The sequence below is a fragment of the Streptomyces sp. TP-A0356 genome, from assembly GCF_001417775.1.
In the GTDB taxonomy this organism is placed as follows: Bacteria; Actinomycetota; Actinomycetes; order Streptomycetales; family Streptomycetaceae; genus Streptomyces.
Window position 1 is genome coordinate 160,083 of the sequence record NZ_BBZJ01000018.1, and the last position, 14,745, is coordinate 174,827.

11 protein-coding genes are annotated in these 14,745 nt (G+C 70.2%); 7 read left to right on the plus strand and 4 right to left on the minus strand.

The features are described 5' to 3' along the window. Positions 1–21 precede the first annotated feature (21 nt). The gene (locus ASC56_RS15935) at positions 22–1,002 is read left to right on the plus strand and encodes an ATP-binding protein (protein WP_055492071.1); all 981 of its coding nucleotides are present in this window, start codon (positions 22–24) and stop codon (positions 1,000–1,002) included. Between the two features lie 102 nt (positions 1,003–1,104). Here the strand turns inward: ASC56_RS15935 and ASC56_RS15940 are convergent, their stop codons facing one another. Next, positions 1,105–2,367: a hypothetical protein gene (locus tag ASC56_RS15940; protein WP_055492072.1), complete on the minus strand. Its 1,263-nt coding sequence runs from the start codon at positions 2,365–2,367 to the stop codon at positions 1,105–1,107. Positions 2,368–2,704: 337 nt separating this feature from the next. Here ASC56_RS15940 and ASC56_RS15945 point away from each other — a divergent pair, with 337 nt between their 5' ends. The 6 genes from ASC56_RS15945 to ASC56_RS41910 all read left to right on the plus strand — a co-directional run bounded on the left by ASC56_RS15945 (position 2,705) and on the right by ASC56_RS41910 (position 11,113). After that, positions 2,705–5,080: a SulP family inorganic anion transporter gene (locus ASC56_RS15945; RefSeq protein ID WP_055492073.1), complete on the plus strand. Its 2,376-nt coding sequence runs from the start codon at positions 2,705–2,707 to the stop codon at positions 5,078–5,080. A gap of 373 nt (positions 5,081–5,453) precedes the next feature. After that, the gene (gene acs, locus ASC56_RS15950; RefSeq protein ID WP_199836004.1) at positions 5,454–7,451 is read left to right on the plus strand and encodes an acetate--CoA ligase; all 1,998 of its coding nucleotides are present in this window, start codon (positions 5,454–5,456) and stop codon (positions 7,449–7,451) included. Positions 7,452–7,633: 182 nt separating this feature from the next. Continuing rightward, positions 7,634–9,055, plus strand: a complete 1,422-nt coding sequence (gene nhaA / locus ASC56_RS15955; RefSeq protein ID WP_055492075.1) for a Na+/H+ antiporter NhaA — start codon at positions 7,634–7,636, stop codon at positions 9,053–9,055. A gap of 222 nt (positions 9,056–9,277) precedes the next feature. Further along, the gene (locus ASC56_RS15960; protein ID WP_055492076.1) at positions 9,278–9,757 is read left to right on the plus strand and encodes a phage holin family protein; all 480 of its coding nucleotides are present in this window, start codon (positions 9,278–9,280) and stop codon (positions 9,755–9,757) included. Further along, positions 9,754–10,704 carry an alpha/beta fold hydrolase gene (locus tag ASC56_RS15965; protein WP_055492077.1) on the plus strand — a complete coding sequence of 317 codons (951 nt, stop codon included), beginning with the start codon at positions 9,754–9,756 and terminating at the stop codon, positions 10,702–10,704. The genes ASC56_RS15960 and ASC56_RS15965 overlap by 4 nt, the downstream gene beginning before the upstream one ends. Before the next feature lie 229 nt (positions 10,705–10,933). After that, positions 10,934–11,113, plus strand: coding sequence for a hypothetical protein (locus tag ASC56_RS41910; RefSeq protein WP_079102527.1), 180 nt, complete (start codon positions 10,934–10,936; stop codon positions 11,111–11,113). Between the two features lie 63 nt (positions 11,114–11,176). Here ASC56_RS41910 and ASC56_RS15970 read toward each other — a convergent pair whose 3' ends face one another. From ASC56_RS15970 to nth, 3 genes are all read right to left on the minus strand, one after another. After that, positions 11,177–12,376, minus strand: a complete 1,200-nt coding sequence (locus tag ASC56_RS15970; protein WP_055492078.1) for a MarP family serine protease — start codon at positions 12,374–12,376, stop codon at positions 11,177–11,179. 120 nt (positions 12,377–12,496) lie between these two features. Then, positions 12,497–13,183, minus strand: coding sequence for a CoA pyrophosphatase (locus ASC56_RS15975; RefSeq protein ID WP_234376967.1), 687 nt, complete (start codon positions 13,181–13,183; stop codon positions 12,497–12,499). 163 nt (positions 13,184–13,346) lie between these two features. Further along, positions 13,347–14,414, minus strand: coding sequence for an endonuclease III (gene nth / locus ASC56_RS15980; protein WP_055492080.1), 1,068 nt, complete (start codon positions 14,412–14,414; stop codon positions 13,347–13,349). Positions 14,415–14,745 lie beyond the last annotated feature (331 nt).

The window sequence follows — 14,745 nt, forward strand, 5'->3', positions numbered from 1 at the left end:
GCGGCACTACTCTTGGTGAACATGAAAATTGCTTTCGTCGGGAAGGGCGGCAGTGGCAAGACGACCCTGTCCTCCCTGTTCATCCGCCACCTCGCCGCCGTCGGAGCGCCTGTCGTCGCCATCGACGCCGACATCAACCAGCACCTCGGGGCCGCGCTGGGACTCGACGACGACCAGGCCGCGGCGCTGCCCGCCATGGGCGAACGACTGCAGCTGATCAAGGACTATCTGCGCGGCTGCAATCCGCGGATCGCCTCCGCCGAGACGATGATCAAGACCACTCCGCCCGGCGAGGGGTCGCGGCTCCTGCGGGTCCAGGAGGACAATCCGGTGTTCGACGCCTGCGCGCGCCCGGTGGAACTCGACGGCGGCACCGTCCGTTTGATGGTCACCGGCCCCTTCACGGACGCCGACCTGGGGGTCGCCTGCTACCACTCCAAGACGGGAGCGGTGGAGCTGTGCCTGAATCACCTGGTGGACGGCCGCGACGAGTATGTGGTGGTCGACATGACGGCGGGCTCGGACTCCTTCGCCTCCGGCATGTTCACCCGCTTCGACGTCACGTTCCTCGTCGCCGAGCCGACCCGGAAGGGGGTCTCCGTCTATCGCCAGTACAAGGAGTACGCCCGCGACTTCGGGGTCGTCCTGAAGGTCGTCGGCAACAAGGTGCAGGGCCAGGACGACATCGACTTCCTCCGCGCCGAAGTCGGTGACGACCTGCTCGTGACGGTCGGGCACTCCGACTGGGTGCGCTCCATGGAGAAGGGCCGTCCGCCCCGGTTCGACCTCCTGGAGGACGCCAACCGCCGCTCCCTGCACATGCTTCAGATCGCTGCCGACGCCACCTATGAACTGCGCGACTGGGAGCGCTACACGCGCCAGATGGTGCACTTCCATCTGAAGAACGCGACCAGTTGGGGCAACGAGCGCACCGGGGCCGACCTGGCCGCGCAGATCGACCCCGGCTTCGTCCTCAACGAGCGCCTGGCGGCCACTGTGTGAGCAATGGCCGCTCGCTCGCCGCGACTCGCGGCCGGGTGTGAGCACCGGCCGCATCCCCGAGGGTGGCGGCCGGCACCGTGCGGGGCAACGGCCGCGCGCCGCCTACGGCGTGACCGGCGGAGCGCCCGGGACCCCCCTCGGCGCGGGAGCGGGCGAGGCCGCCGTGAAGGACTCCCAGCCCTCGCCGGGGGCCCGGCCGACCTTGAGCGTGCGCAGCTTTTCCAGGACCTGCGGATCCTGCGCGTCCAGCCAGTCGACGAGCTGGTGGAAGGACACGCAGCGGACCTCAGGCTGGTTGCAGACATGCTCGATGACCTCCTGGACGGCGCGCATATAGGTGCCGCCGTTCCAGGACTCGAAGTGGTTGCCGACGATCAGGGGCGCGCGGTTTCCGTCGTACGCCCGTTGGAAGCCCTGGAGCAGGCCGTCACGCATCTGGTTGCCCCACTCCTCGAACTTGTCGGGGTCTCCCTGGGTCTGGGTGCCCGACTGGTTGACCATGAAGTTGTAGTCCATGGTCAACTGCTCGTAGGAGTGTCCGGGAAAGGGCACGAGCTGCATCGACAGGTCCCAGAGGCCGTCCTTCTTCTTGGGCCATACCTGTTCGTCGACGCCGGAGGTGTCGTAGCGGAAGCCCAGGTCGCGGGCCGCCTTCATGAAGTTCTTCTGCCCCTCCAGACAGGGCGTGCGGGCACCGATGAGCTCCTTGTCGTAGTCGAAGGGCAGCGGCGGTTCCTTCTTGAGGTCGGCGTTGGTCTTCCATGACTTGACGAAGGCCTTGGCCTGGCTGATCTCGTCCTTCCACTGGTCGACCGACCACTGGCCCACCCCTCCCTCGTTGCCGCAGAAGTGGCCGTTGAAGTGGGTCCCGATCTCGTTGCCCTCCAGCCACGCCATGCGCAGCTGCTTGACGGTGTTCTTGATGCCCTTCTCGTCGTTGAAGCCGATGTCCGAACGGCCCGGGGAGTGTTCCGGCGGCTTGTACAGCTCGCGCTTCTCCTCGGGCAGCAGGTACACACCGCTGAGGAAGTACGTCATCGTCGCGTTGTTGGCCTTGGCGATCTTCCGGAAGCGCGAGAACAGCTTCTGGCTGTCCTCACCGGCCCCGTCCCAGGAGAAGACCACGAACTGTGGAGGCCTCTGGCCGGGCTTGAGCCGCTCGGGTCTGGGCAGATGCGGCTGGGCTCCGGTGTAGGCGGTGGAACCGTCGCCGATCAGGCGGACCGCGCTGCCCGGAGCGGGGGCACCGGACGCCTTCTTCGCCCCTGCGTGGGGGCGGGTCGTGGCGGTCGTGCAACCGGCGAGCGCGGTGGCGCATGCCGCGGCTAGTGCGACGCCCGCGGCGATCCTCTGGGTGGCGGCCATCTTCCGCCCACCTTCTTCCTTCGGTCGGGGCCACGCTGGTGTGCTGGGGCGCGGAACGGGCGGAAGCCGGCTCCCACGCGCAGCCCGGCCAAGGTCGCACGGGACATCAACGGAATTTGTATGACAAGCCGATGAAGTTACAGACTCACTCGCTTGAGTGATTTAGCGCCCTATTTGCCCAGACACTCGATACGCTCTCTTTACTCAGGATTACGATCCATTTACCGAACGTTGAGACATCCCGCCGCTGTACGCCGTGACCCACGGCCGCGCCCGACCCCGGCCCCGCCAGGGGCCACCAGTTCCGCGACCGCGCCACACCGGAGGAGACGGGAACATGCCCGCTTGCGTCCCTGCCCGCGCCACCGACTCGACTCGGCCGAAGCACGTGCACCAGCCCCACAGTCCGCCACCGCCCCGCCGCTTCCGCGTCGCGGGCGCCGATCTCTCGGCATCCCTCGCGGTCTTCCTGATCGCGCTTCCCCTGTCCCTCGGCATCGCCCTCGCCACCGGGGCCCCACTCCAGTCCGGCCTCGTCGCCGCGGCCGTAGGGGGACTCGTCGCCGGCCGGTTCGGCGGCTGCCCGCTCCAGGTCAGCGGCCCCGCCGCGGGACTGACCGTGGTCACCGCCGACCTCATCCACCGCTACGGATGGCGTACGACGTGCGCCATCACGATCCTCGCCGGACTCGCCCAACTCGTCCTCGGCTGTCTGCACGTGTCGCGTACGGCGCTCGCCGTGAGCCCCGCGATCGTGCACGGCATGCTCGCCGGCATCGGCGTGACCATCGCCGTCGCCCAGCTGCACATCGTGCTCGGGGGCACCCCGCAGAGCGCCGTCCTCGACAACTTCCGAGCGCTGCCGGCCCAGTTGGCACGCCTCGATCCGGCCGCCGTCTGGACGAGCGCGCTGACCCTGGCCCTCCTCCTGGTCTGGCCACGGCTTCCCGGACGGACCGGGCAGTTCCTGCGCAGGGTCCCGGCAGCACTCGTCGCCGTCGCCGCGGCCACCGCGACCGCCTCACTCGCCGGACTCAGCCTGCCCAAGGTCGACCTGCCGTCCTGGCACAGCCACGCACTCGCCGGGCTGCCCGAGGGGCCCGCGCTCGGTCTTGCCGCCGCAGTCCTCACCATCACGCTGGTGTGCAGCGTGCAGTCGCTGCTCGGGGCCGTCGCGGTGGACAAGCTGGCGGCCGGGCGCAGGCCGCACCCCGGCCGCTCCGACCTCAACCGCGAGCTGCTCGGACAAGGCGCCGCGAACATCGCCTCGGGTGCCCTCGGCGGGCTGCCGATCGCGGGCGTCGCCGTCAGAAGTTCGGCGAATGTGCGATCCGGTGCCGTCAGCCGGAACTCCACGATGCTGCACGGCGTTTGGGTAGTAGTAGCCGCGCTGCTGATGGTCCCGGTGCTCGAGCTGATCCCCCTCGCCTCGCTCGCCGCCCTGGTGATGGCCGTCGGCATCCAGATGGTGTCCCTCCACCACATCCGCACGGTCACCCGTCACCGAGAGGTGCTGGTGTACGTCGTCACCACGCTCGGCGTCGTCTTCGTGGGCGTCCTGCAGGGCGTGACGCTGGGGGTCGCGACCGCCGTCGCCGTCGCCCTGCACCGCCTCACCCGCACCCGCATCACCCACGAGAAGAGGAAAGGAGTCCATCATGTGCGTGTACGCGGCCAGTTGACGTTCCTCGCGGTGCCCCGGCTCAGCCGGACGCTGCACCTGGTGCCTGCCGGGGCGGACGCCGTCGTGGAGCTGGACGGGTCGTTCATGGACCACGCGGCGTACGAGTCCCTCCAGGACTGGCAGAGAACGCACCTCGCCCAGGGCGGCACGGTCGCCGTCACCGGCCGGGCCGGCATGCCTATCGCGGTGCCCATGCTGAACTCCCCTGCCCCGAAGGGAGGCCGGGAGGCCACCGAGGCGTCCGCGTGCCGGTGCCGACCCTGGACGCCCTGGCGCAACCACCAGTGCGAGCGTGCGCCGACCGCGCAGCCCGGCGGCCATCCGGGTGCCTCGGCCGGCGGGTCCGGACCGAGCAGGCAGCAACTCGCATACGGGATCAGCGCCTTCCACCGGAACACCGCACCGCTCGTGCGCGGTGAGCTGGCCCGCCTGGCGCGCGAGGGGCAGCGGCCGTCGCAGCTCTTCCTGACCTGTGCCGACTCGCGGCTCGTCACATCGATGATCACCTCCAGCGGCCCCGGTGACCTCTTCGTCGTCCGCAACGTCGGCAACCTGGTGCCGGCGCCCGGGGCGGAGTGCGGTGACGACTCGGTGGCCGCCGCCATCGAGTACGCGGTGGACGTACTGAAGGTGCGGTCCATCACGGTGTGCGGGCACTCCGGGTGCGGCGCGATGCAGGCCCTGCTCACGACGGAGCCGGGCGGCGCGCAGACCCCGCTCGAGCGGTGGCTGCGGCACGGGGTGCCCAGTCTGGAGCGCATGGCCGACGAGGAGCGGCCCTGGGCCAGGATCGCCGGACGGGATCCGGCCGACGTCGTCGAGCAGCTGTGTCTGACCAATGTGGTGCAGCAGTTGGAGCATCTGCGGGCACACGAGCCCGTCGCCAGGGCGCTCGGCGAGGGTGCGCTCGAACTGCACGGGATGTACTTCCACGTGGGCGAGGCACAGGCATATCTGCTCACCGCCTCCGAGGAGGGCGACGTCTTCGGCCGAGTGGGGGCGGCCGAGGATCTGCACAGTCCGGCGTGACACCGAGGTGATGCGCGGCCCGCGTGGGACACCGAGGTGACGCGCGGCCTGCGCGGGACGCCGGTGATGCGCGTTCCGCGAGGGACGCCGAGGTGGTGCGCGGTCCGCGAGGGACGCCGAGGTGGTGCGCGGTCCGGCCGCGCACCACCTCGCTCGCCACGCACGACAGGGCTGCGCCCGTCCGCATGGGCCCTGTGCGCCGCCGACGGCTCATGACGCGTCGCCCCCGGATCAGGTGTGAGAAACATCGCCGCATGAACCAGGGCGGGGCAGCGCACGTGACCTCCGAGGAGACCTGTTCAGCGGCAGACATGACAGGTCTAAACCAATTTTCGGTCGGCCCTTGTCACCGAGCCCTCCGGTCTGATGAGCTGTGGCCTGGGACACAACGGACACCCCGGGAAAGGGAGATGTCGTGAGCAACGAAAGCCTGGCCAATCTGCTCAAGGAGGAGCGCAGGTTCGCGCCCCCCGCCGACCTGGCCGCGGGCGCCAACGTCACGGCAGAGGCGTACGAACAGGCCAAGGCTGACAGGCTCGGCTTCTGGGCCGAGCAGGCCCGCCGGCTGACCTGGGCCGTGGAGCCCACCGAGACCCTCGACTGGTCGAATCCGCCCTTCGCCAAGTGGTTCAAGGACGGCAAGCTCAACGTCGCGTACAACTGCGTGGACCGGCATGTCGAGGCGGGCCACGGCGACCGGGTCGCCATCCACTTCGAGGGCGAGCCCGGCGACAGCCGCGCCATCACCTACGCCGAGCTCAAGGACGAGGTATCCAAGGCCGCCAACGCCCTGCTGGAGCTCGGAGTCCAGAAGGGCGACCGGGTCGCCATCTACATGCCGATGATCCCGGAGACCGCGATCGCGATGCTGGCCAGTGCCCGCATCGGCGCCGCGCACTCCGTCGTCTTCGGCGGCTTCTCGGCGGACGCGCTCGCCACCCGCATCCAGGACGCCGACGCCAAGGTCGTCATCACCTCCGACGGCGGCTACCGGCGCGGCAAGCCGTCCGCGCTCAAGCCGGCCGTCGACGACGCGATCGAGCGCGTCGACAACGTCGAGCACGTGCTCGTCGTGCGCCGCACGGGCCAGGAGGTCGCCTGGACCGAGGGCCGGGACGTGTGGTGGCACGAGATCGTCGAGCGGCAGTCCGCCGAGCACACGCCCGAGGCCTTCGACGCGGAACACCCGCTGTTCATTCTCTACACGTCCGGTACGACCGGTAAGCCGAAGGGCATCCTGCACACTTCCGGCGGCTACCTCACCCAGGCGTCCTACACCCACCACGCCGTCTTCGACCTCAAGCCGGAGACCGACGTGTACTGGTGCACCGCCGACGTCGGCTGGGTCACCGGGCACTCGTACATCGTCTACGGGCCGCTGGCGAACGGCGCGACCCAGGTCATGTACGAGGGCACACCCGACACGCCGCATCAGGGCCGCTTCTGGGAGATCGTGCAGAAGTACGGGGTCACGATCCTGTACACGGCACCCACGGCCATCCGTACGTTCATGAAGTGGGGCGACGACATCCCCGCGAAGTTCGACCTGTCGTCGCTGCGGGTGCTGGGGTCCGTCGGTGAGCCGATCAACCCCGAGGCCTGGGTCTGGTACCGCAAGCACATCGGCGGGGACCGCACTCCGGTCGTCGACACCTGGTGGCAGACCGAGACCGGCGCGATCATGATCTCGCCGCTGCCGGGCGTGACCGAGACCAAGCCGGGCTCGGCGCAGCGGCCGCTGCCGGGCATCTCCGCGACCGTCGTCGACGACGAGGCCAACGAGGTGGCGAACGGAGGCGGCGGCTATCTCGTGCTGACCGAGCCGTGGCCGTCGATGCTGCGCACCATCTGGGGCGACGACCAGCGGTTCCTCGACACCTACTGGTCGCGGTTCGAAGGCAGGTACTTCGCCGGCGACGGTGCGAAGAAGGACGACGACGGGGACATCTGGCTCCTCGGGCGCGTAGACGACGTGATGCTCGTGTCCGGGCACAACATCTCGACCACGGAGGTCGAGTCGGCGCTGGTGTCGCATCCGGCGGTCGCCGAGGCGGCGGTCGTGGGTGCGGCGGACGAGACGACCGGACAAGCGATCGTGGCGTTCGTGATCCTGCGGGGCACGGCGTCCGAGGACGACAAGCTCGTCGGTGAGCTGCGCAACCACGTCGGTGTCACGCTCGGCCCGATCGCCAAGCCGAAGCGGATCCTGCCGGTGGCGGAGCTGCCGAAGACGCGGTCCGGGAAGATCATGCGGCGCCTGCTGCGGGACGTCGCGGAGAACCGGCAGCTCGGGGATGTCACGACGCTGACGGACTCGACGGTGATGGACCTGATCCAGACGAAGCTGCCGGCGGCGCCGAGCGAGGACTGAGGCCCGCCCGAGCGGCGAGGGCACCCCTCGATGGGGCGTCCGGCAGCACGCCGGACGCCCCTTTCCCATGCTCAGGTAAAATGGCGATCTCAGGGTGCGCCGGGAAGTCTGGTCGGCAAGCCGTCCGCGCGATCGCGTGAGGGCGGTCAGCCTGCCGTACCGACCCGGAGGAGGTCTCCACCGTGGCCGCGCCCCGCACCCGTATCCGTACTCGTACGTTCCTCGGACGTCTCTCCCTGCCCGAGCGGAACTTCGTGGCGGAGGCGCTGCGCACCGAGACCGTCGGTGGTGTACTGCTCCTGCTCGCCGCGGTCGCCGCGCTGGTCTGGGCGAACATACCCGCGCTGCACAGCGGCTACGAGAGCGTCAGCCACTACCACCTCGGACCCGGTGCCCTCGGCCTCCGTCTGTCCGTTCAGCACTGGGCCTCCGACGGCCTCCTGGCGATCTTCTTCTTCGTCGCCGGAATCGAACTCAAGCGTGAGCTGGTCGCGGGCGATCTGCGCGATCCCCGCGCCGCCGTACTCCCGGTGGTCGCCGCGCTCTGCGGCATGGCCGTCCCCGCCATCGTCTACGCCCTCACCAACGCCACCGGCGGCGGCTCCCTCGTCGGCTGGGCGGTCCCCACGGCCACCGACATCGCCTTCGCGCTCGCGGTTCTCGCGGTCATCGGAACCTCGCTGCCGTCCGCCCTGCGCGCCTTCCTGCTCACTCTCGCCGTCGTCGACGACCTGTTCGCGATCCTGATCATCGCCGTCTTCTTCACGACCGATCTGAACTTCGCCGCCCTCGGCGGCGCCGTCGCCGGGCTCGCCGTCTTCTGGGCGCTGCTGCGGAAGAGGGTGCGCGGCTGGTACGTGTACGTCCCCCTCGCGCTGGTCATCTGGGGGCTGATGTACAACAGCGGCGTCCACGCCACCATCGCCGGTGTGGCCATGGGACTGATGCTGCGCTGCCACCGCCACGAGGGCGAGGAGCACTCCCCGGGCGAGTACATCGAACATCTCGTACGACCCCTGTCGGCCGGTCTCGCGGTGCCGCTGTTCGCCCTATTCAGCGCGGGCGTCGCGATCTCGGGCAGGGCACTCGGGGACGTGTTCACCAAGCCGGAGACGCTCGGCGTCGTGCTGGGCCTCGTCATCGGCAAGGCGGCGGGAGTCTTCGGCGGTACATGGCTGACGGCCCGCTTCACCCGGGCTTCGCTCAGCGACGACCTCGCCTGGCCCGATGTGTTCGCCGTCGCCTCCCTGGCCGGCATCGGCTTCACCGTCTCGCTGCTCATCGGCGAACTGGCTTTCGATGGTGATCCGGTACTCACGGACGAGGTGAAGACCGCCGTCCTCATCGGGTCACTGACAGCGGCCGCATGCGCGACCACGTTGTTGAAGGTACGCAACGCCAAGTACCGCGCCCTGTGCGCGGACGAGGACCGCGACGAGGACCTGGACGGCATTCCGGACGTCTACGAGCAGGACGACCCGGCGTACGACCTGCGCATGGCGGACATCCATGAGCGCAAGGCGGCCGAACACCGCAGGCTCGCCGCACTGAAGTCCGCCGGAAGCGGGCCGCCGGCCCAGGTCGGCAACGGCACGCCCAACTGAGGTCGAGGGGCACATCCGCCCGAGACCGAACGGCACACCCGCCGAAGGCCGAACGGCACACCTGCCCGAGACCGAACGGCACACCCGCCGAACGCCGAACGCCACGCTTGCCGAAGTGACGGGCGGGGAAGCGGGGAGAACGACCGTCCGGCATGATCTGACACACCCACAGAACTCCGCAGCCTCCGCGGAGTCCGTAGCCAGAGAGCAGGGAGACCCGCGATGAGCGCACCCGACGGCAGCCCGGTCGGCGCCGAACGCAGCATCGGCCAGCTGTTCGCATCGGCGACGACCGAATTGTCCGCACTGGTGCACGACGAGATCGCGCTGGCGAAGGCCCAGCTCAAGCAGGACGTCAAGCGCGGCGCGACCAGCGGCGGCGCGTTCTCGGCAGCGGGCGCCGTGCTGCTGTTCTCCCTGCCCATGCTGAACTTCGCGCTGGCGTACGGGATCCGGACGTGGAGCGGCTGGAACCTGGCCGTCTGCTTCCTGCTGTCCTTCGCCGCGAACGTGCTGGTCGCCGGGCTGCTCGCGCTCATCGGCCTGGTCTTCGCGAAGAAGACCAAGAAGAGCAAGGGCCCGCAGAAGGTCGCCGCGTCGATGAAGGAGACCGCGGGCGTCCTGCAGCACGCCAAGCCGCACCCCCGTCAGACCGGCCCGGCCGACACCGCGGTCGAGGCTGTGGCACGCTCGTCCTCATGACGGACCCCGCCACCCCTTCGGCGCAATCCACCTCGGTCGTACGGATCGACATCCCCGGCGGCACAGAGGTGACGCACCGAGACGTCGCCGCCAACGGCGCCCGCTTCCACATCGCCGAGCTGGGCGACGGACCGCTGGTGCTGCTGCTGCACGGCTTTCCGCAGTTCTGGTGGGCGTGGCGGCACCAGTTGGTGGCGCTGGCCGAGGCGGGCTTCCGCGCCGTGGCGATGGATCTGCGCGGGGTGGGCGGCAGCGACCGTACGCCGCGCGGTTACGACCCCGCCAACCTGGCCCTCGACATCACAGGCGTCGTACGGTCCCTGGGCGAGCCCGACGCCGCGCTCGTCGGCCATGACCTGGGCGGCTACCTCGCCTGGACGGCGGCCGTCATGCGCCCCAAGCTCGTACGGCGGCTCGTGGTCGCCTCGATGCCCCATCCACGGCGCTGGCGCTCGGCGATGCTCGGCGACTACAGACAGACCGCCGCGGGCTCCTACATCTGGGGATTCCAGCGGCCCTGGATCCCCGAGCGCCGGCTCACCGCCGATGACGCCGCGCTGGTCGGCCGGCTGATCCGGGACTGGTCGGGGCCGCGGCTGCCGGACGACGAGGCCGTGGACACCTACCGGCGCGCCATGTGCATCCCGTCGACGGCGCACTGCTCCATCGAGCCGTACCGCTGGATGGTGCGCTCCCTGGCCCGCCCCGACGGCATCCAGTTCAACCGGCGCATGAAGCGGCCCGTACGAGTGCCCACCCTGCATCTTCACGGCTCGCTCGACCCCGTGATGCGGACGAGGAGCGCGGCCGGATCCGGCGAGTACGTCGAGGCGCCGTACCGCTGGCGGCTGTTCGACGGGCTGGGGCACTTCCCCCACGAGGAGGATCCCGTGGCGTTCTCCTCCGAGCTGATCAACTGGCTCAAGGACCCCGAGCCCGACCGGTAGGACCCCGCCCGACCGGCAGGACCCCGAGCCCGACAAGTGACCCGGCATCGGGACCTGCGCGAGTCGGCCGGCCGGACGGGGGAGTTCGAACCCGGTCGGTGACCGCGCGTACGCGCCCGGTATCCGGACGGGAACACCTGTTCCTCGAATGGCCACATGCCTGCCGCATAGGCCAAATGGGGGGCCCGGAGGCGGTTATCGACCTTGGGGCGGGGGCAGACGTCGGGGTATGGGCTGGACGCACGACTACAGTGACGCAGCACGCAACCGCCGCTCGGCCGCCGCGCCGGGTTCCCACCAGAGGGGCACCCCGCAGCTGCCGGGCACGGACCCCCGAGTGGGGATCCCGCACATTCTGCGCCGCCGGGCCCGGTGGGTCTCGGTACGACTGCGTCACCCGCGCGGCTGATCCCATCTCCCGGAGGCTGTGGCCCCGCTCGCCGGAATCAGGCGGGTGGCCCGCCCACCGGAGTCAGAGCGCGCAGCTGTCGCTGCCCACCTGCTGGTTCGCCGCACGCCCCTTGGCGATGTCCTCCCGGACCTCGTCCGCGGTGAGCGCGTACCCCGTGTTGGCGTCGTCGAGGGACTTGGCGAAGACCACCCCGTAGACCCTGCCCTCGGGCGTGAGCAGCGGGCCTCCCGAGTTGCCCTGGCGGACGGTCGCGTACAGCGAGTACACATCGCGGCGGACCGTGCCCCGGTGGTAGATGTCCGGGCCGTTGGCCGCTATGCGACCACGGATGCGCGCGGGCTGGACGTTGTACGACCCGTTCTCCGGGAAGCCCGCGACGATCGCGCCGCCGCCGCCGGCCGCGTCCGTGGACGTGAACTGCAGCGCCGGCGCGCTCAGGTCCGGCACGTCGAGCACGGCGATGTCGCGCCGCCAGTCGTAGAGCACGACCTTCGCGTCGTACTTCCTGCCCTCGCCGCCTATCTGGACGGTGGGCTCGTCGACTCCGCCGACCACATGCGCGTTGGTCATCACACGGCGGTCGCCGAAGACGAAGCCGGTGCCTTCGAGGACCTTGCCGCAGCTCTGCGCGGTGCCCATGACCTTGACGATGGACCGCTGCGCGCGCGTGGCGACCACGCTCCTGGCGAGGGCCGGGTCGGGTGGCCGGACCTCTGTGATGGGTTCGCTCGCGAACGGGCTGAAGACCTGCGGGAAGCCATTCTGCGCGAGGACCGAGGAGAAGTCCGCGAACCAGGTGTCGGCCTGCGCGGGCAGGGCGCGGGAGACACCGAGGAGCACCTTGGAGCCGCGGACCTCCTTGCCGAGCGTCGGCAGTGTCGTACCGGCCAGCGCCGAGCCGATCAGCCAGGCGACCAGGAGCATCGCCACCACGTTGACGAGTGCGCCGCCGGTGGCGTCCAGGGCGCGGGCCGGGGACCAGGTGATGTACCGGCGCAGCTTGTTGCCCAGGTGGGTGGTCAGGGCCTGGCCGACGGAGGCACAGACGATCACCACGACGACGGCGACGACGGCGGCGGTCGTGCTCACCTTGTGGTCGCCCGTCGCCCGGTCCCAGAGGAAGGGCAGCAGATAGACCGCGACGAGCCCGCCGCCCAGGAAGCCGATCACCGACAGGATGCCGACGACGAAGCCCTGGCGGTAGCCGACGATCGCGAACCACACGGCGGCGACCAGCAACAGGATGTCCAGCACGTTCACTGCTTCACGCCTCGCCTCATCACGTTCCGGTCGCCGTCATCCGGCCGGGGTTGCGGCCCGCCACGCAGCGGCACTGGGGCACGGCGTCCCCCGGAAAAACACAGCACGGGGGCCACCTTGTCATGCGCGCCAGTCGAGCGGGACCTGCTTGTCGCGGTCCCAGGGACGCTCCCAGCCCGCGTAGTGCAGCAGGCGGTCGATGACGCCGGCCGTGAAGCCCCACACGAGGGCCGATTCGACCAGGAATGCCGGACCTCGGTGGCCGCTGGGATGGATCGTGGTGGCTCTGTTGGCGGGGTCCGTGAGATCCGCCACGGGGACCGTGAACACGCGCGCCGTCTCGTTCGGATCGACGACGGCCACCGGGCTCGGCTCGCGCCACCAGCCGAGGACGGGCGTGACGACGAAGCCGCTGACCGGGATGTAGAGCCTGGGAAGCACGCCGAAGAGCTGGACGCCGCTCGGGTCGAGCCCGGTCTCCTCCTCGGCCTCACGCAGTGCCGCCCGCAGCGGCCCCTCGCCCTTCGGGTCGCCGTCCTCGGGGTCCAGGGCGCCACCGGGGAAGGAGGGCTGGCCCGCGTGCGAGCGCAGCGAACCGGCGCGCTCCATCAGCAGCAACTCGGGGCCGTGCGCACCCTCGCCGAACAGGATCAGCACGGCCGACTGGCGTCCCGCGCCGTTCTCCGGCGGCAGGAAGCGGCTGAGCTGGAGCGGCTCGACCGTGCGCACGACCCGCACGACCGGGTCGAGCCAGCCGGGCAGGCCCTCCGTGCTCAGCCGCAGCCGGCCGCCGTCCGTGTCGCTCATGTGGTCCGTATCGCTCGCGTGCGTCATCGCCACCCCCGTTCTGCCGATCCCAACGCCCCCGGGGCCGCGGATCGTTCCGCGAGTCCCCCGTGTGGGTGTCCTGTCCCCCGGTCAGCCGGGAGACCTCCCTCTCCCGGGTGGCGCGCAGCACCGCGCGCGCCCGTCATCCGGCGCCCAGCGGCGGGGCCGGCTTGCCCCCCGCGTCCAGGTAGGCCTGCGGGGGCTTGAGGCGCTGGCCCGGGTAGCCGCCCTTCTCGTACTTCAGGAGCTTGCTGGCCTTCTCGGGGTCGGTCTCGCCCTCGCCGTAGGACGGGCAGAGGGGGGCGATCGGGCAGGCGCCGCAGGCAGGCTTGCGGGCGTGGCAGATGCGGCGGCCGTGGAAGATCACGCGGTGCGAGAGCATCGTCCACTCGCTCTTCGGGAAGAGCGCGGCGACGGCCGCCTCGATCCTGCCGGGGTCGGTCTCGGTGGTCCACTGCCAGCGGCGGACGAGACGCTGGAAGTGCGTGTCGACGGTGATGCCCGGGCGGCCGAAGGCGTTGCCCAGCACCACGAAAGCGGTCTTGCGGCCGACGCCGGGCAGTTTGACGAGCTCCTCCAGGTCGTCGGGGACCTCGCCGCCGAACTGCTCCACCAAAGCCTTGGAGAGGCCGATCACCGACCTGGTCTTGGCCCGGAAGAAGCCGGTCGGGCGCAGGATCTCCTCGATCTCCTCGGGGTTGGCCGCCGCGAGGTCCTCGGGGGTCGGGTACCTGGCGAAGAGTGCCGGGGTGGTCTGGTTCACCCGCAGGTCGGTGGTCTGCGCGGACAGGACCGTCGCGATGAGCAGCTGGAAGGGGTTCTCGAAGTCCAGCTCCGGGTGGGCGTACGGGTACACCTCGGCGAGCTCGCGATTGATACGGCGGGCCCGGCGCACGAGCGCGGCGGGCGACTCGTCCCCGGGCGGCGTCAGGGCGACGGTCTTCGCGGGAGCGCCCTTGACGGGGACCGTGCCCTGCTTGGAGACGGCCTTCGGGGGAGCGGTCTTCTTCGCCGTGGTCTTCTTCGCCGTGGTCTTCTTCGCCGTGGTCTTCTTCGCGACCGTCTTGTTGGCGGTGGTCTTCGCGGGAGCGGCCTTCTTCGTGGACGCCTTCGCCGGTGCGGGCTTCTTGGCAGCCGTCTTCGCGGGGGTGGTCTTCTTCGCGGCGCTCTTCTTGGCGGGGGCCTTCTTGGCAGGGCTCTTCTCCGACACCTCCCCAGGTGCCGTTTTTGCCGCCTTTGCCGTTTTCTTCCCGCCGCCAGGACCCTGTTCGCCCAGAGCGGAATCACGACGTACAACCACCCGCGCAGCCCCCTTGGCCTGTGCTCTCACCGGCGATTTGGACACCCGGCCAGCCTAAAGCCCGGCACGGACATCCGCCCCGAACCCAGGAGATCGGCCCCCGATTGGACCCCTGCCGCGTACCCCGGCCCGGCAGTGCGGCATCCTTGTGACAGATCACACTGTTTGGACCGTCCGGCAAAATGGGGAACACGGTCCCCTGGTATCCGGGGGAGCAAGATCCCCTGAGCAGGTCGACAAG